Consider the following 20264-nt stretch of genomic DNA (forward strand, 5'->3'; position numbering starts at 1 on the left):
CGGTCAGTGCAGCCTGGTCCTATCCGAAGGCAGGTGAAACACGTTGTTGCTCTTCAGTTCCCGCTCGACATCGAGCCCCAGCTGAGGCGCAATCTCAACGATCGTCTCCTGCCGGAGCGCGCGGATGCGGGCTAACAGCGGTCCTGCAACCTGGGGATCGCGCAGTTTGGTTAACACGCCGACTTCGGCATCGTTCAAATCCGCAAGGAGTTTTCGATACAAATCGAAGTGGCGTTTGCCGGGCCCTACCAGAATCGCCATCGGTTTTGGTTCGGGTTGTGGCCTGAGTTTAGGTGGTGGATCGATGATTCGATCCAGCCACTTCACCCAGTTCACTAATCGGGTCATTATCGGGTTCATCGTCGTACCTTGAAAAAAGGAAGCGTACGCTGACCTTACAACGACTTATTTAAAGTGCAACCGTTTGCCCGCGCGGCCGGCGGTTTTTTATTCACCCTGGCGGGACTCCATCCTGCAGGGTGGCGGTTCCCGCCGATCACGGAGGGTATTGCCATGTCATTCTTACCAGCTCCGGTTTCGGAGATTTTGTACCTTAACCAATACCGTTGCCCCCATTGCCAAATCGAATGGGACGACGAATGGAATTGCGCCTGCAACGACCGTTGCCCATCGTGCAATGCCGAAATCTCACCCTACCACAGCGAGGTGCTGACCGAGGAGAACCCATCACCGGCCTACGCCGTGACGTACACCCTCGATTACACGCACCGGGTGGTAGTCGGCATCGTCGCAGAGTCGGCAGATAGCGCGCAAGCGGTTGCCGAAGCCGCCTTCGACGACGGTACCATCTGGGACGACTCCCCGGAAATGCCGCTGTTGTTCGACGACTTCGAGGAAGTCGACGGCGAAACCCTGCGTTGGCAGGTCGAAGCGGTCGACGTCTGGCCCAAGGCCGATGCCTCGGTAGTGAAGCTACGTCAAGAACGCACCGCGATGGCGGTGTGCCGCGGTCTGATCGACGCCTACCAGCGCGGTAAAGATGCCGGCGGCAGTTTCGATTGGGACGATTTGGACCAATTGTTAACGTTAGCCAAACAAGCACTGGGATTGTCTGATTCAGACCCAGCCGCTTAATCATCCTTCGGCTTTTCGCGATATCCGCGGCGAGCCTCATTATCAATCCCTGCGGGAATGTCTGTTCCCGACTGGGGCGTGGCATTCCCCTTTTTTTGGAGAATGTCATGAGAGATCCCTTTCAATACTATGCCTCGACGGAAGCGCTGAGTATCAAGGCTTGGGCAAAGTTCAAGAACACCCGGTTTGTGCGGGTCCTGGATTCATCGGCCGGCGAAGGCCATTTGCTCAAAGGCAAGCCATTCAAACAGTACCAGCGGGTACCGATTGATTGCGTCGAAATCGATATGCGTAAGCATGCGGTGTTACGTGCGCAAGGCTACACGGTGGTCGGGTTGGATTTCCTGCAGTTTCAAAACGGCAGCAGTTACTCGCACTGCATTATGAATCCGCCTTTTGCACAGGGCGCTCAGCACGTGCTGAAGGCCTGGGACATCTTGTTCGACGCTGAAATCGTCGCCATCCTCAATGCCGAAACCGTACGGAATCCGTTTTCGAAAGAACGCCAGCTGTTAGTGCGTTTGATCGAACAGCATGGCGAGGTGGAGTTCTTATCGGACATGTTCGCCGGCGAAGATGCCGAACGCAAAACCAACGTCGAAATTGCGCTGATCTGGTTGAAAAAAACCTCAACCTTCGAACAGGAGATCCTCGGCAATATTTTGGACAATTTGCGTCAGGATCGTCGTGAAGCGGACGACTTGGCCAGCGCATTTCATGTGCCCCAGGAGTTAGCCTTACCGACTGCTTTTATCGATAACGCGGTATTGATGTTCGATGCCGCCTTCGAAGCGACACGGCAGGCTGTATTCAGTGAAGCCCGTGCCAGCCGCTATCGAGCCATGCTAGGTAAAACCCTGGGTGAGTTGAGTGGTGGCGGTGTGCACACTGTAGACGATTCGTCATTGGATGCGGTGAAGCAGACGCTGTACGAACGTTATCAGGACCTGAAAAATCGCGCGTGGAGTAGCATTCTGCGTTCGACTCAGGTCAAGTCACGATTGTCATCGGCGGCGCAAAAGCGGTTGGAGTCGGATTTCGAATCGATCAAGTCCTTGGAATTTACCGTGGCGAATATTTACGGTTTTCTGCAAGGCATCATCGATCAGCAAGGTGAAATTCAACTCAGCATGGTCTGCGATGTGTTCGATCTGATCACGCGCTACCACAGCGACAATGCAGTGTATTACATGGGGTGGAAATCCAATGATAAACACCGCACGCTGGGGATGCGGATCAAGACCACACGCTTCGTACTGCCAGGGCATAAAGTCGAGTCCTACCACACAGGTCTTGACTGGAATTCGGAGCAAATTCTAGCCGATTTCGACAAGGTATTTGCCTTGCTCGACGGCAAGACCGAAGCGGAAGTCAGTTTGGTATCGGTGTTTAGGCAGCATTTCAGTGCGCTTAAGGACGGTGAACGGATAAGCAGTAGTTACTTTGACGTTCGTTACTATCCGGGCGCCGGGACCATCCACTTTTTTCCGAAAAGCAAGACCTTGATCGACCGCATGAACCGTTGGGTTGGCTGTCGGCGACGCTGGTTACCGCCGGTGGATACTCAAGCCGATCCAGGTTTCTGGCAGCAGTTCGAACAGGCTGAATCGCTCGATCGGGCATTTCATGCCGAGGTAAAAAAGCAGTGCCAAAGCGGTATAGGACACTTGCGTTTAAATCCATTTTTGGCCATCCAGCGCGGCAGCGAGTCGGAACGGGAAAAAGGCAACGCCCTTTTAGCCCAGGCAATGAGCGCGGTACTGGCCAGCCGAGGGATCGATCCGGATGCGATGTTGGCGAATGAACCCGTCAACCGCAATTTGCTGGAATGGATTGATGCCTTCGAGTCCAATCAAGATCTGCCTTTGGCGTCGTAATTGAGCCTCTTTAGCAAAATATGTTCTGCCGACGGTCAACGTCGGTAGACATCGCTGACGAGGCTTTGAATATTTTTGACAACCCTTCCGGAGAAAGTCTACCCCGGCAGGGGACGGCTTTCTCCACATTTTAAGATTACCGGAGAAAGCCCATGTTATTCATTCAAGAAACCGATAAAAGTTATCGTAAGGCTAATGAACAGGCTGTCATATCAGAGGCCATTAAGATCTACAACCGCACGTTCAGTCGAGGTGAAGCCTTGAACAGTCCGGACGATGCGAAGGACTGTATCAAATTGAAGTTGGCGCCATACGAGCACGAAGTATTTCTGTGTTTGTTCTTGGACAATCAACATCGCGTTATCGCTTGCGATGAATTGTTCCGTGGGACGATTGATGGCGCTAGCGTGTATCCGCGCGAAGTGGTCAAAGCTGCGCTGCACCATAATGCGGCAGCTCTGATTATGGCGCATAACCACCCGTCGGGGATTAGCGAACCTAGTCGGGCCGATCGCGCGATTACAGCAAAACTTCAAGAAGCCTTGGCCTTGATTGACGTTCGTGTACTTGATCACTTCATCGTCGGCGAAACCGTGCATTCATTCGCTGAGCATGGCTTGTTGTGAAAAGGTATTGGCGTCAAGCTTACTCCTCGATTAAGCCAAAGACCGACCCTATCTTAAGTTAACTACTGGTCTCACCAGTACCTTACCCTGCGGGAATACCTGTTCCCGACTGGGGCGTGGTGTTCCCGCTTCAACTGGAGAACATCATGCAAAACCCCATTATTGAACAGACCAGTCACGGGAATACAGTTCGCTATCAGCGTCTGCCGTCCGGCACCTGTTATCACGAGGACACGCCTCAAGAAGTCATTGCTCTACTTGAGGAAGTCCAGGGTACGCAACGGAAAATCCGTTTGTACTATGGCGACCCGGCAACGGGACAGTCCTGGTTCGACGAGAACGACGTCATCGGCACCATCGGTCGCTCGTGCGGCAACATCAAGGTGCCGTTGCTGATCGAACCCGGTGAAATCGGTGGTCCGGCTATTTTGGACCACTGCATCGTGCGGATTGACAGTCCGTTTCGGACCCTTTACCAGCACCCGACCTTTCGGGTTGGCGACGTTGCCATCCATAAAGGGGTTCACGTCGATTATCCGTGGTCGGTCACGATCGACGGCCAAGTCCATGCCGGCTTTGTAAACAAACGGCGGGCAAATGCGTTTGCTGCCTTCATTCAAGGCCTACGCTTTGCCTTGCCCGTCGACAAGCACGGGTTAATCGAGTGCGAAAACGACGATTTACCCTGGCAAGTTTGGGTGAACGACCGGCAGAAGGCCGCGTTTTTGTCTGAAGCTGAAGCGACGCGGTATTGGCACGCACTGCAGTAACCGGGCGCGATTGACATTTTATTTAACCCCGACGGGTACCCTACCCGTTTGGGTGCGGCTTGTCGGGACATTTTCTGAGGAAAATCACCATGACAGACCAACCACAAAACACTGACGCCGCCATCAAACGCAGCGTACAGCAATCTTTGACGGACCAAGGCTGGATCGCGCTCAACAGCGTGGCCATCGCCACGAAAGGCTATGCCACCGCGGTCGGACGCAAGCGGGCCTATGTATTCGTAAGCTACTGGGCAAGCGAATGGGTAGTTGTAGTTTCTTGATTTCATAACCGGCTTTTCTTGCACTTATCCGGGATTTTCATCTCAAATTAACTGACTCTATAAAATCACTTTTTCTCACATTAATTGCACAGGGCGGTTTTCTTTCTCGCATTAAATGATTTTATCGAGTTGGATTTCTCACTTTATTTGACTCTATCCTACGCCCATAAACCATAAATTGAAGGCGCGAGCTTTATAAAATCCCCAGCTTATGGATTTCCTTGTTAAAATCCTCAGCCCGTGCCGCTGGCAATTGCCCGTTGAAATACGCCTTGATTTCGCCCCGCCTGGCATTCAGATGTTCGCACAAAGCCGTAGTGTTATACCCATGCCGGGCCAGTTTGGGTTCCAGCGTGTTTAAGTCGGGCGATAATACGGTTTCGACAATCTCCTCATTGATGTATTACCACCACCATACTACCGGCTCAACCCTTCTTACAGACCTCGTTGCTTCCTGGGTTTAATGTCCAGCATCCGCTCCGGCGGAAGCGGCCGAGACTTTTTTGACCAAAGGCATAAACAGCAGGGCCAAAAAAAACGTCAGGCTCAAGGTATGAAACAGGGTATTGAGGGTCAGCACCTCGGCCTCGCGCATCACCACGCCGTAGAGTTCCTTGAGCGCGGCCAGCTCGCCATCCGGCAAAGCGGAGCGCGCGAGGCGTTCCTGCAAGCCGGCCAGCAAGGATTGCGCCTCGGGAGAACCGGGCGTGACCGCCTCGCGCAACACGGCGTAATGCTGCTTGTTCAGCTGGATCATCAGCGTGTTGCTGACCGCCAGGCCGATGGCACCGCCCAGATTGCGCATCAGGTTGTAAAGGCCGCTGGCGTTTTTCACTTCGTCCGGAGGCAGGGTGCCGAGAGCCAGTGAATTGATTGGGAGAAAAGCGAACATTAGCGCGAAGCCCCGAAGCGCCTGCGGCCAGAAGAACTCCCAATAGCCGGCCTCATGGGTGAGATTGCCGTTCATCCACGCACCCAGGCCATAGAGAAACAGCCCCAGGGCCAGCATCAGGCGCGAGTCCAGGACTTTGGCGAGGGGGCCGGCCACGAAGGCCGAGAGAAACTGAAACATCCCGGTTACCATGACGTACTGGCCGATCTGCAGGCTGTTCAGGCCCTTGACGCTGGCGAGGTAGACGGGCATCAGGTAGATGATGGTATAAAGCCCGATGCCAAGCACGAAACTGAACAGACAACCGACCGCGAAATTACGGTTACGGAAGGCCCACAGGTCGACGATCGGGTGCTCGATGGTCAGTTCCCGGTAGAACATGGCGATGCCGGCCGCGGCGGCGAGCAGGCTGAAGAACACGATCTCACGGCTTTCGAACCATTCCTCCCGCACCCCTTCCTCCAGCACGAACTGCAGACTGCCGAGAAAGACGACGATGTAGAGGATGCCACGGAAATCGATCTGCTTGAGCAAGCCCCAGTCGGGTTCGTCCACCCGCACGAACAGCCAGGTCGAGAGACAAACCAGCAGTCCCGGCACGACATTGATGAGAAACAAGAGCTTCCATGAGACCGCTTCGGTCAGATAGCCGCCAAGCACGGGGCCTGCCGTGGGGGCGACGGTTACCACCAGGCCGACGACGATGACCATGGCCGGCTGCAGGCGCGGCGGAAACAGGGTGTAGATAACCGCGAACACGGTAGGGATCATGGCGCCGCCGAACACGCCCTGGAGCGCGCGGAACACCACCATGGACGGCAGATTCCAGGACAGCGCGACCAAGAGGCTCATCAGCGTAAAGCCGCCGCAGGACAGCACGAACAGGTATCGCGTCGAAAGCGCGCGGGACAGCCAGCCGGATAACGGAATGATGACTACTTCCGCCACGAGGTAAGCCGTCTGCACCCAGGTAATTTCGTCGCGGGTGGCCGACAAGCCGGCCTGAATCTGTTCCAGCGAGCTAGCCACAATCTGGATGTCCAAAATCGCCATGAAAATGCCGAATACCATGCCGATGAAGCCCAGCCATTGTTCTGGGCTGAGCGGCTTGTTCATCGTTACCGGCTTACCGTCGGCCGTGGTTACCGATGTGGAAATCTGATTGGTCGGCATCTCAACGCACCCTTACCTTGGCCAAAGCCGACATGCCAGGCTTCAAGCCGTTCAGGTTCGCGTCGGAGTGGAACGCGATTTTCACCGGTATGCGCCGCACGATCTTGGTGAAATTGCCGGTGGCGTTTTCCGGCGGCAGCAGGCTGAATTCGGCGCCTGACGCCGGCGCAAAGCTATCGACTTTTCCCTCGAATACCTGGTCTGGGTAAGCGTCGACACGGATGTCCACCGTCTGGCCGTGCTTCATGCGTTCGATTTGCGTCTCCTTGAAATTCGCTTCCACGAACAAGCCATCGTCCGGGATCAAATGCGCCAACGCGCTACCCGGCTTGACCAACTGTCCGACTTGCACGCTAAGATGGCCGATCGTGCCGGCGATCGGCGCCGTAATCCGGGTATTGGCCAAATCGATACGGGCCAGATCCAACGCCGCTTCGGCGACTTGCAAGCGGGCGCGAGCTTCGTTGATCTGCGCTTCGATGGACGCCAACTGGCTGACAGCTTCCTGACGCGCGGAACGGTATTTTTCCCGTTGCGCCGTCGCTTGCTTGTGGCCGGCCTCGGCCGCATCGCGGGTTTGCGCCGAAATGGCGCCGTCTTCCGCCAAGTGTTCAAAGCGTTTCAAATCCTTTGCCGCCCGTTCCAGGTCGGCTTCCGTTGCGGCGATATTGGCCTCTTCCTGACGGATTTTGGCACTCTGCGTGGTTTTGTCGGTTTCCAGGGTCTGGATGCGCGCCTTTTCCACGTTTACTTGCGCCTCGGCCTGATCGACGCGGGCCTTGAAATCGTGATCGTCGATGACGACCAGCAGATCGCCCGGCCTGACCTTCTGATTGTCGGTGAACAGCACTTCCTTGACATAGCCGGTTTCCTTCGGGCTGATCAAGGTGATGTGCGCCTTGAGATAAGTATTGTCGGTGCTTTCGTAAGGATGGATGGCTTGATGCCAATACATAAAGCCAGCGGCCGCCACGCTTGCCAGCACAATAAGAATCAACACGGATTTCGGAAGTTTGGAATGGATCATAGTCTTGGTTGAAATACTGAACAGTGTAGTTTAGTATAATGCCATCATCGATTCCGTTTCAAGGCCGTTCACTGTTTCCGTAAACTTAATGAATACACCTCCCAATCCAAAACGCCAGGCCATTCTGGCCGCAGCCAAGCGGCTTTTCGTGGCTCAAGGCTACAACGCAGTCAGTATGGACGCCATTGCCGAGGCGGCGCCGGTGTCCAAGCCGACGCTCTACAATCATTTCCAAGGTAAACAGGAGTTGTTCGCCGCGGTGATCGAGTGCCAGTGTCAGGCGTTTTTCGATACGCTGAGCAGTGCTCGGATGATACCGGGCGCCACTGAAGCGGCGCTACGGCAGATCGCGATGTCGTTCGCGGACCTGATTTATTCGACGGAGTCACTGGGCTTGTTGCGTTTGATCATTGCCGAACACCCAAGCTTTCCGGAATTGAGTCAACAGGTGCATCGCAGAGGCATACAACCGGTGTTCGACCGTCTGACGCGCTTTCTCGTCGGGCTTCACGAAGATGACGAATCCATTCAGATTCCGGATCAAGAGCGCGCCGCCAAACTGCTGCTGGGCATGATACAAGGCAATGACCACATGCGTTGCTTGATGGGACTGCGTTCGCCGCCTGATGCAAATGAAAAAAAAATTATCGTCGACAGCGCCGTCAACCTGTTTCTGCGCGGACATCGGCGTAGCGGACCAAAGGTGGCACTATGACGAGACGTTATTTACCCGGTTTGCTGATGGTCGGTCTGACCGCCTGTACGGTTGGCCCGGATTACCGGCCGGTTGCCCCTCCCGCGCCGGCGCGTTGGCAGGCCGCCCCGGTTGACACGGCCGGCTTGACGCCCATGGACGCCGAAGCCTTGAAAAGCTGGTGGAAACACTTCGGCGACGCCGAACTCGACCGGCTGATGGAAAAGGCGCTGTCAGGCAATCTGGACGTCAAAATAGCCTTGACCCGCATCGATCAGGCCCGCGCCGAGCGGCGTATCGTGCGCTCGGCGCTATTGCCATCCGTGAATGCCTCAGCCGGCGCGCGGCGCGAAGAAAATCCCTTCCCCGGCTTCGCCCCCGGCATTCGCTTCAATCTGTTCGAGCTGGGTTTCGATGCATTATGGGAAATCGATCTGTTCGGCGGCCAACGGCGCAAGCTGGAAGCAGCCAGTGCCGATCTGGAAGCCGCCAGCGAACAGCATGCTGAAGCGCTGGTCACGTTGACGGCCGATTTGGCGCGCGACTACGCCGAATACCGGGGGCTGCAAAATCAACTCAAAATCACCCGGGCCAATCTGGACGCCCAGCGGCGCACGCTGCAACTGACGGAAAAACTGTTTGCCGAAGGCGTCGGCACCCGCCACGACGTGGTGCGGGCGCGGGCGCAAACCGAGGCCACCGAGGCGCGGATTCCGGCCTTGGAAAGCGAACTGAACGCGGCATTGCATCGATTGGAAGTCCTGACTGCTCAGCAGCCCGGTGCCCTGGCTGTCGAGCTGGGCGAGACCGCCGCGATTCCTGTGGCGCCTGGCCGGGAACTTTTAATCTCCCCAGCGGAAACGCTCGCTCGCCGTCCGGACCTGCGCGCCGCCGAGCGCCGGCTCGCCGCCGCCACTGCCATGCAGGGCGCGGCTACCGCCGAGTTGTTTCCGAAAATCTCGATCGCCGCCTTCCTGGGGCTGCGCAACACCGACATCGAAAAATTGTTCCGCTCGGCGGCCTTCTCCTGGAGTACCGGTGCCACGCTGTTGCAACCCTTGCTCAATTTCGGCCGCATTCAAGCCGGTATCGACCTGACCGAGGCGCAACAACGGGAAGCCTACCTGGCTTATGAAAAAGCGGTGTTGGAAGCCTTGCGTGAAACCGAAACCGCCTTGACTCGGTATCTGAAGGAAGAAGTGCGCCGGCAGAGCCTGGACCGCTCGGCGGCCGACTTGCGCGAGTCGGTGCGTCTGGCGCAATTGCGCTACCAGGAAGGCGTATCGTCATTTCTGGATGTACTCGACGCTCAGCGCGCCTTGTTCGCCGCCGAAACCGAGCTGACTCAATCCGAGACCACGGTGTCCACCAACCTGATTGCCGTGTATAAATCCCTGGGTGGAGGCGGCGCGGACCAAACATTGGCCCTGGCTGGCAAAACCGATGCCGAAACAACCCATCGGCCCGAACCCTACCGTCACGACACGGATTGGATCGAGCGCATGTTGAACGCGGTCGGCATCGACCCCGGCCGCAATCATGATGTGGCTGCGGAATGACGATGAATCTGCGTCAATTTATTTGGGAGACCGCCTTATTACCGGATGCCAAAAAACTCGAATACCTGCCTTTTTTCTGGCTGATGCGGATCAAAGTACTCGCGTTATCACCGGACTGGCGTTTTATGAGAATACGTTTGCCGCAGAGTTGGATTGCAACCAATCCGGGCGGTGGTTTGTTTGGCGGTTTTCAGGCCTGTCTGGCCGATCCTGTTGCGGCCATGGCGTGTCAGAAACGATTTCCCGACTACCGAAGCTTGACAAGCTCGTTGCAACTTGACTTCATACGCCCTGGATTGACGGATTTGGAACTGGTTTTTGACTTTCCACCGGAAACGGAACAACAAATTCGCGGCGATCTGGCCAGAAAAGGCCGAAGTACACCGGTATTCGAGTACGGATTTTACCAAACGGATGGTCGTATATGTACGCGAGTCAAGGCGGAAATCGCGATTCGCCCCAACGGTAAACAGTAAACCATGGGGATGCCGCACGAGGTTTTAAGCATTCGGCGCAAGCCTAGGCGTTTCCATCAACAGAGCATTGGGAACACACACTATGTCGAATAAAAAGCTATGGCCATGGCTCGTCGCCGCGGCATTGATACTGGCCCTTGGATGGGCCATCCGTTCAGGGTGGTTTGCCGGTCGGGACAATGGCCTCCTGACCGCCAATGGCCGCATCGAGGGGCGCATTACCACGGTGACGCCGGAAGCTTTTGGCCGGGTGGACAAACTCGACAAGGACGAAGGTCAGACGGCGGCGCTGGGCGAAGTACTGCTGGTACTGGATGACCCGGCGCTACGCGAGCGCATTCGGAGTCATGCGGCCCGCCGCGACGCCCTCGCCGAACAACTGCGTGCGGTGGAGGTGCAACTGGAACTGCTGCGCCGGCAAGTACCGCTGGAAATCGCCCAAGCGCTGGCCGCCGTGACCGAAGCCCGCGCCCAGGTGGAGCGGACGGTGGCTCGCGCCGAACAAGCCCGGCGCGACGCCGAACGTTACGCCAATCTGGCGGCGGCCGACGCCGCCTCGCGACTGCAGGCGGAAAACATGCGGCTTTCCGTGGTGGTGGAAGACAAGGCCCTGGTGGCGGCGCGTGAGACTCAGGCGCGGGCGGAAAAACAACTGGCCCTGGCCAAACTGGGCGAGCAACGCATCGCCGTTCAGTCCGCCGAGCGCGACGCCATGGCCGCCCAGTTGAAACAGGCCGTAGCGCAGCTGGCCGAACAGCAAGGCATCTTCGAGCGGTTTTCGCTCAGGAGTCCGCTGGCTGGCACGATACTGACCCGCACCGTCGAACTGGGTGAATGGGTCAATGTCGGCATGCCGCTGTTCACCCTGGTGGACCTGAATCAACTTTACCTCAAGGTCTATATCCCGGAACCCCAGATCGGTAAGGTGGCCTTGGGCCAGGAGGCGCAAATCTATGTAGACGCCTACCCCGACCGGGCGTTTTCGGCCCGGGTCAGCAAAGTGGCGCAACAGGCGGAGTTCACCCCCAAGAACGTCGAGACCAAGGAGGAACGGGTCAAACTGGTGTTCGCAGTCGAGCTGAGGCTGAAAGAAAATCCTGGCGGCATACTCAAACCCGGTATGCCCGCCGATGGCGTGATCCGTTGGCGGGAAGGCGCGCCTTGGGTGAGGCCGTGACGTGAACGCATCGGCTATCATCGATGTCGACAGCCTGAGCAAGCGTTACGGCCGCAAGGGGCCACTGGCGGTGGATGGCGTGTCTTTCTCGGTGCGCCGAGGCCAGGTGTTTGGTCTGATCGGCCCGGACGGGGCCGGCAAAACCAGCGTGATCCAGGTGTTGGCGGGGGTGCTTTCCGCCGATGGCGGCGATGCCAGGGTGGAAGGCATATCCGCCATCGGCGATCCCGAAGCGGTCAAATCCCGTCTCGGTTACATGCCCCAGGGCCTAGGCCAGAATCTCTACGATACCTTGACGGTGGCGGAAAATATCGAATTCTTCCGCGACCTCCGACTGATTCCGGAAGGACAGTTCTGGGAAAATCGCGACCGCCTGCTGGCCATGACTCGTCTCGCGCCTTTTCTGGATCGTCCCGCCGGCAAGCTTTCCGGCGGCATGCGCCAGAAACTGGCCCTGATCTGTACCCTACTGCACCTGCCCGACGTGCTGCTGCTGGATGAGCCGACCACCGGCGTCGATCCCTTGTCGCGGCGGGACTTTTGGACCATCATCCACGAACTGGTCGCCGAACGCGGCGTCACGGTGCTGTTGACCACCTCCTATATGGACGAGGCGGAGCGCTGCCACGATGTGGCGATGATGCACCGGGGGCGCATCATCGCCGCCGGCACGCCGGATGAACTGGCGCGCAGCCTGCCCGGTACGTTGGTTGCCGTTTCCGGCGCACCGGTGAAGGCGATCCGCGCCGCCTTGGCGGACTGGAATGGCTCGGCCTCGGTCGCTTTGTTCGGCGCGGAAGTGCATGTACTGCTGACGGTCGAAACAGCCGATTTGCATGCGCAACTCGCCCGCCAGGGTTTGCAGGGCGTGTCGGTTCGCCTCATCACCGGTAACTTGGAGGATGTATTCGTTCATCGTGTCACCCAACGGGAGTCGGCGCAAAGCGAAGCCCTTGAACTGGCCGTGGCCCCGCTTCGTCCCGCCGATGGAGCGAGCAAGCACGCGATCGAGACCCGCAATTTGACTTGCCGCTTCGGCGATTTCACCGCAGTCAACCGGGTGAATCTCGCCATCAGTACCGGCGAAATCTTCGGTCTCCTGGGACCCAATGGCGCGGGCAAGACCACCTTGATCAAGATGCTGTGCGGCCTGCAAAAGCCCGGCGCGGGCCAGGGCCGCGTGGCCGGTCTCGACGTGGATAAACAGCGCTTCGCATTGCGCGAGCACATCGGCTACATGTCGCAGCGCTTTTCCCTGTACCGGGATTTGACCGTGGCCGCCAACCTGGAGCTGTATGCCGGCCTCTACGGCCTGACAACGGCGCAACGGCGACCGCGCATCGATAGCCTGTTGGCCAGCCTGGGACTCGGCGAATACGCCAGTCGTCTGACTGACTCGTTGCCCATGGGCTTGCGCCAACGCCTTGGTTTGGCCTGCGCGCTGTTGCACGAACCGCCGGTGGTATTCCTCGACGAACCCACCTCCGGCGTCGATCCGGTCGCCCGCCGCCAGTTCTGGGACATCGTGCATCTTTTGGCCGAGCAAAGCGGTGTCACGGTGCTGGTGTCCACCCATTACATGGACGAGGCCGAGCATTGCCATCGGCTGGGCCTGATGCAAGCTGGCCAGTTGATCGCCTTGGGTACGCCGTCCGAATTGAAGCAAACGGCGAAAACCCGCGCCGGCACCTTACTGGCGGTGCAAACCGGCGAGTTCGCCCCGGCCTTTAAGTTGCTGCACGCCATTTTTCCTAAGGCCATGCTGTACGGCCGGCGCATTCAATGGCAAAGCCTTACCCCCGAGGCGGATCGAGATCAGGCATCCACAGCCCTCAATCGTGCCGGAATATCGGCGGAAATCGCGGTTCAAGGCTTGTCGATGGAGGAAACCTTCGCCAGCTTTCTGGAGAGTACTGGAGTGAGAGATGTTTGAACGCACCCGCGCCATTTTACTGAAGGAAACCCGGGAACTGCTGCGCGATCCGGTGTATCTCGGTCTGGCCTTCATCGTCCCGATTGCCTTGATGTTGCTGTTCGGCTATGGGATGTCCGCCGACGTCACGCATATGCCCATTCTGTTCGTGGATCACGACCGCTCCTTTTTCAGTCGCGACTACATGGACGGCTACACCCATTCCGACTACTTCGACCTGGTGGGCGTGACCAACGATACCGGCGAAGTGGAACATTGGCTGCGTTCCGGCAAGGCGCGTGTCATCGTCGACATCCCGCCGGATTTTTCCCGCAAGATCACCGGGGGAGAACCGGTTTCCCTGGGCGTCACCGTGGACGGCTCCTTCGCCGAAAGAGCGGAGGTGATGGTGGGCTATGTCTCCGCGATCAACGGCCTTTACAACCAGCGCCTCTTCGAGCGGGCCATGAGCCGGAGTGGCCTGCCTCCGCCGCAGCCGGTGCAGATGGCGGTCTCGGTCTGGTATAACCCGGCGCTGGAAAGCAAGAACTTCATCGTGCCCGGCATGATGGTCATCATCCTGATGCTCTATCCGGCCATTTTGGGCGCGCTGCTGGTGGTGCGGGAGAAGGAGGCGGGCACGATTTTCAACTACTACGCCTCGCCCGCCCGGCGCTGGGAAATCATCGCCGGCAAGGCGCTGCCTTATGTTGGGGTGATCTTTCTCGATTACCTGATCCTGTTCGCCATGAGCATAGTGCTGTTCGGGGTGCGCTTCATCGGCAGTTTCTGGCTGCTTTCCGCCGGCGCCCTGTTGTACTCGGCCTGCACCATCGGTATCGGTCTCTTGGTTTCGGTGCTGACGCGCACTCAGATCGCCGCCATGCTGGTCACTTTCCTCGCCACCGTGACGCCCTCCTTCAACTATTCCGGTTTCATGGCACCGGTGGCCAGCCAGGACCGGATCGGCCAGTTCGTGGCCTATCTGCTCCCCGCCACCCATTTCATGGACATGGTGCGCGGCGCCTATCTCAAAGGACTGGGTTTCGCCTTCTATTGGCCCAACCTCTTGGCGCTGACGGTCTACAGTGTGCTGTTGTACGGCCTCGCCTGGATGTTCCTGAACAAGCGGATCGGCTGACGATGGGACGATTCATCGCCATGCTGCGCAAGGAGTTCGCCCAGTTGCTGGGGGATGTACCCATCTTGTTCATTCTGTTCTGGGCCTTCAGCGGCAATATTTACGTCATGGGCCATGCCATCACCTCGGAGCTTAGGAATTATCCCGTGGCGGTGCTCGATCTGGCGCGAAGCCCGGCCAGCCGGGAACTGGTTTCTCGGCTGCGTGCGCCCCATTTCAAGCTCGTCGGCTCTGTGAGCAGTGACGCGGAACTGGTCCATGCGCTGGATGCCGGCAACGCCAGCGTGGGACTGGTCATCCCGCCCGATTTCGATCGCGCCATCGCCGAGGGAAAGGCCAGCTTCCAGGTGATTTCGGACGGCACCCTGTCGCGCACGGCGACGATCGCCGGCAGCCATCTCGCCCGCATCGCCCAGGACTTCAATCGGGACATCCTGCAAACCCGGGGTCTCATCGTTGCGGGAATTCCCCAGGTGGATGCGCGCCTGCGCGTGGCCTACAACCCCAATATTTCCAACCCATGGTTTTCCAGTCTGTTGGAAATGATGAACGTGATTACCATGGTGTCCATGCTGCTCACCGCCGCGGCCATGGTGCGGGAGAAAACCTACGGCACCCTGGAGCAGCTGTTGGTGAGCCCTTTGCGCCCGGCCGAGCTGTTCGCCGCGAAAATCATCCCCACCGTCGTCCTGGTGCTCGTGTTCTCCCTCATGGCCTTGTTCGGTGTAGTGCAAGGCGTGTTCGGCACGCCCATCCGCGGCAGTCTCCTCCTCTTCTACAGCGTCACCGTCTTGTATACGGCCTGCGTCGCCAGCTTGGGGCTCGTCATCGCCATGCTGGCCCGTAACATTGCCCAGGTCATGATGCTGCTCCTGCTCATCATGTACCCCATGCTGATGCTGTCGGGCGCCATCACCCCGCCGGAAAGCATGGCGCCCTGGGTGCAGTACCTAAGCCTTCTCTCGCCCCTGCGCTATTACTTCGATTTCAGCTACCAGGTCTTGTTCAAGGGCAACGGCCTGGCCTACGTCTGGCACGACATCTTCGGCATCGTCGTTCTCGGCGCACTCATGTTCGGCTTCGCGGTGCGGCGATTTAAGCGCCTCTTCGCCTAAAGCGGTCAGTGGAACCGATGCTGGATATCGGCTTCTGGTCAGTTGCTGATATTGGAGTGATGCATTACCCAATGATATGTGGCAGCAGTAGGCTGCAATCCTAACAAAGAAAATTCAAAACAGTTGAGTCCCGCCTTTTGGAACCATTTGATGCCGTTCCATGCCTGGCACGAAGGCGCTTTTGATGGCTGTTATACAAGGCGCGGATCGATCCCACTTGCGTGGTGCGGGCGGACAGTCACCCTCACGTCAACATCCTGATCGAGACGTTTAAGGATTGTCATCAGGCGGTCAATAGTGAAACGGTTGAGCTTTACCTTGCGGATGCGCGAAAAGTCGGCGGCGGCAATGCCGGTTTGGTCTTCAGCTTTACGCACCGTCAGCGCACGGTCATCCAGGACACCAATTATTTCGGCGGCCAGCAATGCCTTCAGTTGTTCGACTTCCGCATTAGGGTGGCTGAAATCGGCAAAGACGTTGCCGCTGCCCCGGACAATATCAAACGGTTCGTCATTCATCGCAGCACCTCCTTCAATCGTTTTAGGCGTTCATGCACAAGGTCAATTTCATATTTTGGCGTTTTAATGCCTTCCTTCGATTTTTTCTGGAAAGCATGGATCACCCATAAATCTTCGTCAATTTGCACGGCATAAACAACGCGGAAAGCATCCCCACGGTGGCGCAGAACAATTTCCATAATACCGCTGTCGAAGCCCTTCAACGGTTTCACATTGTCGGCCTTACGCCGCGACAGTCAGTGCGCGGTTGGCTTCTATCTGCACCGGCATGGGAAAATCTTCAAAATCCTTCCGGGCCGCCTTGATCCATGAAATCGGCCTTGTCTTTGCTGTCATACGTCCGCCTTGCTCCGATTATTGTAGTCAGATATGACAACATAATGCAAATTATCCATCAAGAAACGGAAGGTCGATAGCTGGTTTATTGGGTTAGTGTTTGCCAACTGCATTTAAATTACTGGGGGGTTATGATGGCAATAAACACCATTAAAAACGAACGTTTTTGCTATCCGCTTTAGTTAAAGAAAAGCACTGTGTTTTCAATCCATTTTTGGTTATTATAAAACCTGTTTTTAGGGTTTTCATTACCTTTGATGATTTTATAGGCATTTTAGGCAAATTGATGGCACAAACGATCGGTTATTTACGGGTATCGACCGCAGACCAGGACTTGGAGAAAAACAAGGCAGATATTTTGGTGCTGGCCAATCACCACAATCTGGGTCAGGTCAAATTCACTGAAGAAAAAGCCTCCGGCAAAATCTCCTGGCGCAAACGCAAGATTGCCCAAGTCATCGAAGACCTTCAAACGGGAGATAATTTAGTGGTCAGCGAAATGTCCCGCTTGGGGCGAAGTATGTTGGAGTGCATGGAAATTTTGTCGATTGCGATGGAACGCGGTGTCCATGTCTATTCGGTGAAAGGCAATTGGCGGCTTGACCAAAGCATCCAAAGCAAGATCGTCGCAATGGCGTTTTCCATGGCTGCCGAAATTGAACGCGATTTGATCTCGCAGCGCACAACAGAAGCCTTGCGTGCCAAAAAAGCCGCCGGTATGACGTTAGGCCGCCCCAAAGGGCCGGGCAAGAGCAAGCTCGACCCGTTCCGCCCTGAAATTGAAGCTTTGCTTGCAAATGGCGCAACCCTATTTTTTATTGCCGGTCGATATGGCACCACTTCCGCCAATTTGCGCAACTGGATGAGCAAGCACGGCATCAGTCGGCCTAAACGGGACAGGGTTCGTGCCGCGTAAACGCCTCCCTTTTGAGGTACTGATAGCACTTCAAAACCAACTGGATGCGCTGTCCCCAAGGGATACCCAACGCAAAGACCTTGTTGAGGCAACCTGCGAAGCATTTGGGATTTCGGCATCCACTGTCCGGCGACAATTACGCACGCATCAACTGCCATATTTGACCCACCGCAGCGATTACAATACATCAAGAAGCCTGCCCGAGGTAGACATGCGCCGTTACTGCGAATTGATTGCGGCGCTGAAACTTCGGACGACCAGCAAAAAAGGACGGCGCTTATCGACCAAGGCTTGTATTGGAATCCTCGAAAAGTCGGGCATTGAAACGGCGGAGGGATTGGTTAAAGTCGAATCCGGCCTGCTCAAGCTCAGCACGGTCAGCCGTTATCTGAAACAATGGGGATACGACAACCGCACCCTGACCATAGAGCCACCCTGGACGCCCTTCCAGGCAACCTTTAGCAATGAGTGCTGGCAATTTGATTTCTCGCCGTCAGACTTGAAAAAGCCGGAATTTTTCGGCAAAACGCTAAAAGAGGGTTCGGAATATCTGGCTTTGGCCGGTGTTACCGATGACCGGAGCGGGGTTTGTTACCAGGAATACCATTTGGTAAAAGGCGAAGACGTGATAACCGCGCTATTGTTCCTGTTTAATGCGATGTCCGCCAAGAAGGACAAGAACAACCCATTCCAGGGCATCCCTTCGGTCATTTATATGGATGCCGGCCCGGTGTCTAAAAGCCGGGTGTTCTTGTGGGTTATGAAGCAACTGGGCATCGAAGTGCGGGTACATATGCCAAGGGGCAGCGATGGAAGGCGCACCACCTCACGGTCCAAGGGCAAAGTGGAACGTTCTTTCCTGACCATCAAATCTTCCTTGGAAACCCTTTACCATCTCCAGCAGCCGGAAACGCTGGAAGAAGCCAATGCTTGGTTACACAGGTATTTAGAGGAATATAACGCGATGGATCACCGCTATGAAGACCATTCCCGTATGGAGGATTGGCTACAGAACCTGCCGTCGACAGGGTTTAGGGAAATGTGTTCGTGGGATCGCTTCCGCACTTTCGCCCGTGAACCGGAACAGCGCAAGGCGGATAGCAACGCCTGCGTTGGTATTGATGGCATCCGCTATCAATTAAGCCATGACATGGCGGGGCAAGACATCACCTTGCTTTGGGGGATTTTCGATAACGAACTCTATGTTGAGTTCAATGACGAGAAGCTAGGGCCTTTCTATCCTAAAGAGGGGCCGATCCCGTTCGGCAAGTTCCGGAAACACAAAAAGAGCAGCGTTGAGCTTAAAGCGGATCGGATCGGGGAATTGGCAAAAACGATCAGCTTGCCACGTTCCGCATTGTCCGGCATTAACGGCAGCGACCAAGCCCTGTTGGCCCAAGCCAATATCGTTCAGATGGAAAAACCCAAATCGATGCCTTTCGATGACAGTCCATTCCTGCAACCTACCACGTTCAAAAACAAGCTGGATGCCAAGACTGCCATTGCCGATTATCTCGGCAAACCCTTGTCCCGCTTGACCGACCAGCAAATAGCCGCCATCAATACGATCCTCGATGAGACATTGGACAAGAAGACTGTGCTGGACAAAATTCGCGCGTATTTTACTTTAAGCTCGACCGGGCATTCGGGAGGTGACTGATGTATGGTGAAATGATGCAATACTATGGCCTGGTTAAGGATTTGGATAAAGCCGACTATTTTGAGACCGAAGCCTTTAAAAGTGTTTTGCATAGCCTTGAAGCCGCCGTCATGTCAGGCGGCATCATTACCTTGACCGGCATCGTCGGCGTTGGCAAGACACGGGTTATCCGGCATTTTCAGGAGGGCTTAAAAAAGAATAACCAAGTGGTCGTCGCCAAGTCGTTGGCGACCGACAAGCGCCGCGTCAACATTAACACCTTATATGCTGCGCTATTCGCCGATTTGCCCACCCCCAAGGATTTTAAGGTGCCTACCCAAGCCGAGATCAGGGAAAGGAAACTCCAAGAACTGATCCGTAAAATCAACAAGCCTATCGCGTTCTTCATCGATGGCGCCCATGACCTCCATTGGCGCACCTTGATTGCGCTAAAACAATTGATTGAAACCATTGAGGATGCCAAAGGCATCTTAACCATTATCATGGTCGGCCACCCCAAACTGGGCAATGACCTCAACAAGCCGACCATGGAAGAAATCGGTGCGCGGGCTAAATTGTTTAGCTTGGACAGTTGGGGGCAACAGAAACAGAAGTATATCGAATGGGTGTTGACGCATTGCAGCAAACCGAAAACAGCCGTCCATGACATCGTGACCCCCGACGCGATCAATCTCTTGGCGGAGCGGCTGATCACGCCGTTGCAAATCTGCCATTACCTGACGCTCGCCTTGATCAAGGGTGCCACCACAGGCACAAAACCGGTCGATGTGGAGATTGTCGAAACCATATTATCGCCCGACTTAAACACGCTGGAACCCAAACTGGCCCGGCATGGGTATAACACTACGGCTTTGTGCGAACATCTGAATGCCAGGCGGGGCGAAATCAAGGCGTATTTCAACGGACAATTGCCAGCGGCACGGGCTGAGGATTTTAACAAGGAAATCCATAAGCTGGGGATTTTATAAAGCTCGCGCCTTCAATTTATGGTTTATGGGCGTAGGATAGAGTCAAATAAA

20 protein-coding genes are annotated in these 20264 nt (G+C 56.2%); 15 read left to right on the top strand and 5 right to left on the bottom strand.

Annotated elements, in window-relative coordinates; translation table 11 throughout:
- Positions 1 to 3: 3 nt before the first annotated feature.
- Positions 4 to 348 (bottom strand): hypothetical protein, encoded by a 345-nt coding sequence (locus QLH52_RS06305; RefSeq protein ID WP_319960950.1) that lies wholly within the window; start codon positions 346 to 348, stop codon positions 4 to 6.
- A 165-nt stretch (positions 349 to 513) separates the two neighbouring features.
- On the opposite strand from QLH52_RS06305, the gene QLH52_RS06310 reads away from it, so the two are divergent.
- The 5 genes from QLH52_RS06310 (at position 514) to QLH52_RS06330 (ending at position 4649) form a co-directional block, all read left to right on the top strand.
- Positions 514 to 1095, top strand: a complete 582-nt coding sequence (locus QLH52_RS06310) for a hypothetical protein (RefSeq protein ID WP_319960951.1) — start codon at positions 514 to 516, stop codon at positions 1093 to 1095.
- Between the two features lie 107 nt (positions 1096 to 1202).
- Positions 1203 to 2972 carry a DUF4942 domain-containing protein gene (locus QLH52_RS06315; protein WP_319960952.1) on the top strand — a complete coding sequence of 590 codons (1770 nt, stop codon included), beginning with the start codon at positions 1203 to 1205 and terminating at the stop codon, positions 2970 to 2972.
- 152 nt (positions 2973 to 3124) lie between these two features.
- The gene (gene radC, locus QLH52_RS06320) at positions 3125 to 3598 is read left to right on the top strand and encodes a RadC family protein (RefSeq protein WP_319960953.1); all 474 of its coding nucleotides are present in this window, start codon (positions 3125 to 3127) and stop codon (positions 3596 to 3598) included.
- Between the two features lie 146 nt (positions 3599 to 3744).
- Entirely contained in the window at positions 3745 to 4368 is a 624-nt protein-coding gene (locus QLH52_RS06325) for a hypothetical protein (RefSeq protein ID WP_319960954.1), read from the top strand.
- 89 nt (positions 4369 to 4457) lie between these two features.
- Positions 4458 to 4649, top strand: coding sequence for a hypothetical protein (locus tag QLH52_RS06330; RefSeq protein ID WP_319960955.1), 192 nt, complete (start codon positions 4458 to 4460; stop codon positions 4647 to 4649).
- A 460-nt stretch (positions 4650 to 5109) separates the two neighbouring features.
- Here the strand turns inward: QLH52_RS06330 and QLH52_RS06335 are convergent, their stop codons facing one another.
- Together QLH52_RS06335 and QLH52_RS06340 are read right to left on the bottom strand one after the other, a co-directional pair.
- Positions 5110 to 6657 (bottom strand): DHA2 family efflux MFS transporter permease subunit, encoded by a 1548-nt coding sequence (locus QLH52_RS06335; protein WP_319961013.1) that lies wholly within the window; start codon positions 6655 to 6657, stop codon positions 5110 to 5112.
- 58 nt (positions 6658 to 6715) lie between these two features.
- Positions 6716 to 7714: an HlyD family secretion protein gene (locus QLH52_RS06340; protein WP_319960956.1), complete on the bottom strand. Its 999-nt coding sequence runs from the start codon at positions 7712 to 7714 to the stop codon at positions 6716 to 6718.
- A gap of 115 nt (positions 7715 to 7829) precedes the next feature.
- On the opposite strand from QLH52_RS06340, the gene QLH52_RS06345 reads away from it, so the two are divergent.
- The 7 genes from QLH52_RS06345 to QLH52_RS06375 all read left to right on the top strand — a co-directional run bounded on the left by QLH52_RS06345 (position 7830) and on the right by QLH52_RS06375 (position 15815).
- Complete coding sequence (locus QLH52_RS06345; RefSeq protein ID WP_319960957.1) at positions 7830 to 8456, top strand: TetR/AcrR family transcriptional regulator; 627 nt, start codon at positions 7830 to 7832, stop codon at positions 8454 to 8456.
- Positions 8453 to 9994, top strand: a complete 1542-nt coding sequence (locus QLH52_RS06350) for an efflux transporter outer membrane subunit (protein WP_319960958.1) — start codon at positions 8453 to 8455, stop codon at positions 9992 to 9994. Before QLH52_RS06345 ends, QLH52_RS06350 begins: the two co-directional genes overlap by 4 nt.
- Positions 9995 to 9996: 2 nt before the next feature.
- Complete coding sequence (locus tag QLH52_RS06355) at positions 9997 to 10470, top strand: PaaI family thioesterase (RefSeq protein WP_319960959.1); 474 nt, start codon at positions 9997 to 9999, stop codon at positions 10468 to 10470.
- A gap of 82 nt (positions 10471 to 10552) precedes the next feature.
- A complete protein-coding gene (locus tag QLH52_RS06360; protein WP_319960960.1) occupies positions 10553 to 11647 on the top strand; it encodes an HlyD family secretion protein in 1095 nt (364 codons plus the stop codon).
- A 1-nt stretch (position 11648) separates the two neighbouring features.
- Complete coding sequence (locus QLH52_RS06365) at positions 11649 to 13580, top strand: ATP-binding cassette domain-containing protein (RefSeq protein ID WP_319960961.1); 1932 nt, start codon at positions 11649 to 11651, stop codon at positions 13578 to 13580.
- Positions 13573 to 14700 carry an ABC transporter permease gene (locus QLH52_RS06370; RefSeq protein WP_319960962.1) on the top strand — a complete coding sequence of 376 codons (1128 nt, stop codon included), beginning with the start codon at positions 13573 to 13575 and terminating at the stop codon, positions 14698 to 14700. Before QLH52_RS06365 ends, QLH52_RS06370 begins: the two co-directional genes overlap by 8 nt.
- Before the next feature lie 2 nt (positions 14701 to 14702).
- Positions 14703 to 15815, top strand: a complete 1113-nt coding sequence (locus tag QLH52_RS06375) for an ABC transporter permease (RefSeq protein WP_319960963.1) — start codon at positions 14703 to 14705, stop codon at positions 15813 to 15815.
- Between the two features lie 191 nt (positions 15816 to 16006).
- On the opposite strand, the gene QLH52_RS06380 is transcribed toward QLH52_RS06375, so the two are convergent.
- Positions 16007 to 16333 (bottom strand): helix-turn-helix domain-containing protein, encoded by a 327-nt coding sequence (locus tag QLH52_RS06380; RefSeq protein WP_319960964.1) that lies wholly within the window; start codon positions 16331 to 16333, stop codon positions 16007 to 16009.
- Positions 16330 to 16545 (bottom strand): type II toxin-antitoxin system RelE/ParE family toxin, encoded by a 216-nt coding sequence (locus QLH52_RS06385; protein WP_319960965.1) that lies wholly within the window; start codon positions 16543 to 16545, stop codon positions 16330 to 16332. Before QLH52_RS06385 ends, QLH52_RS06380 begins: the two co-directional genes overlap by 4 nt.
- A gap of 410 nt (positions 16546 to 16955) precedes the next feature.
- Between QLH52_RS06385 and QLH52_RS06390 the strand changes: the two genes are divergently transcribed.
- The 3 genes from QLH52_RS06390 to QLH52_RS06400 are packed head-to-tail and all read left to right on the top strand — an operon-like array spanning position 16956 to position 20213.
- Positions 16956 to 17585 carry a recombinase family protein gene (locus QLH52_RS06390; RefSeq protein WP_319960966.1) on the top strand — a complete coding sequence of 210 codons (630 nt, stop codon included), beginning with the start codon at positions 16956 to 16958 and terminating at the stop codon, positions 17583 to 17585.
- A complete protein-coding gene (locus QLH52_RS06395) occupies positions 17575 to 19245 on the top strand; it encodes an IS481 family transposase (RefSeq protein WP_319960967.1) in 1671 nt (556 codons plus the stop codon). Before QLH52_RS06390 ends, QLH52_RS06395 begins: the two co-directional genes overlap by 11 nt.
- Complete coding sequence (locus tag QLH52_RS06400) at positions 19245 to 20213, top strand: ExeA family protein (protein ID WP_319960968.1); 969 nt, start codon at positions 19245 to 19247, stop codon at positions 20211 to 20213. The genes QLH52_RS06395 and QLH52_RS06400 overlap by 1 nt, the downstream gene beginning before the upstream one ends.
- The last annotated feature ends 51 nt before the right edge of the window (positions 20214 to 20264 follow it).

Source organism: Methylomonas defluvii (assembly GCF_033949435.1).
In the GTDB taxonomy this organism is placed as follows: domain Bacteria; phylum Pseudomonadota; class Gammaproteobacteria; order Methylococcales; family Methylomonadaceae; genus Methylomonas; species Methylomonas defluvii.

Coding starts and splice junctions, on each gene's coding strand:
- QLH52_RS06305 (WP_319960950.1), bottom strand. CDS start 348: ATGACCCGATTAGTGAACTGGGTGAAGTGGCTGGATCGAATCATCGAT.
- QLH52_RS06325 (WP_319960954.1), top strand. CDS start 3,745: ATGCAAAACCCCATTATTGAACAGACCAGTCACGGGAATACAGTTCGC.
- QLH52_RS06390 (WP_319960966.1), top strand. CDS start 16,956: ATGGCACAAACGATCGGTTATTTACGGGTATCGACCGCAGACCAGGAC.
- QLH52_RS06380 (WP_319960964.1), bottom strand. CDS start 16,333: ATGAATGACGAACCGTTTGATATTGTCCGGGGCAGCGGCAACGTCTTT.
- QLH52_RS06310 (WP_319960951.1), top strand. CDS start 514: ATGTCATTCTTACCAGCTCCGGTTTCGGAGATTTTGTACCTTAACCAA.
- QLH52_RS06370 (WP_319960962.1), top strand. CDS start 13,573: ATGTTTGAACGCACCCGCGCCATTTTACTGAAGGAAACCCGGGAACTG.
- QLH52_RS06330 (WP_319960955.1), top strand. CDS start 4,458: ATGACAGACCAACCACAAAACACTGACGCCGCCATCAAACGCAGCGTA.
- QLH52_RS06375 (WP_319960963.1), top strand. CDS start 14,703: ATGGGACGATTCATCGCCATGCTGCGCAAGGAGTTCGCCCAGTTGCTG.
- QLH52_RS06360 (WP_319960960.1), top strand. CDS start 10,553: ATGTCGAATAAAAAGCTATGGCCATGGCTCGTCGCCGCGGCATTGATA.
- QLH52_RS06315 (WP_319960952.1), top strand. CDS start 1,203: ATGAGAGATCCCTTTCAATACTATGCCTCGACGGAAGCGCTGAGTATC.
- QLH52_RS06355 (WP_319960959.1), top strand. CDS start 9,997: ATGAATCTGCGTCAATTTATTTGGGAGACCGCCTTATTACCGGATGCC.
- QLH52_RS06345 (WP_319960957.1), top strand. CDS start 7,830: ATGAATACACCTCCCAATCCAAAACGCCAGGCCATTCTGGCCGCAGCC.
- QLH52_RS06400 (WP_319960968.1), top strand. CDS start 19,245: ATGTATGGTGAAATGATGCAATACTATGGCCTGGTTAAGGATTTGGAT.
- radC (WP_319960953.1), top strand. CDS start 3,125: ATGTTATTCATTCAAGAAACCGATAAAAGTTATCGTAAGGCTAATGAA.
- QLH52_RS06350 (WP_319960958.1), top strand. CDS start 8,453: ATGACGAGACGTTATTTACCCGGTTTGCTGATGGTCGGTCTGACCGCC.
- QLH52_RS06335 (WP_319961013.1), bottom strand. CDS start 6,657: ATGAACAAGCCGCTCAGCCCAGAACAATGGCTGGGCTTCATCGGCATG.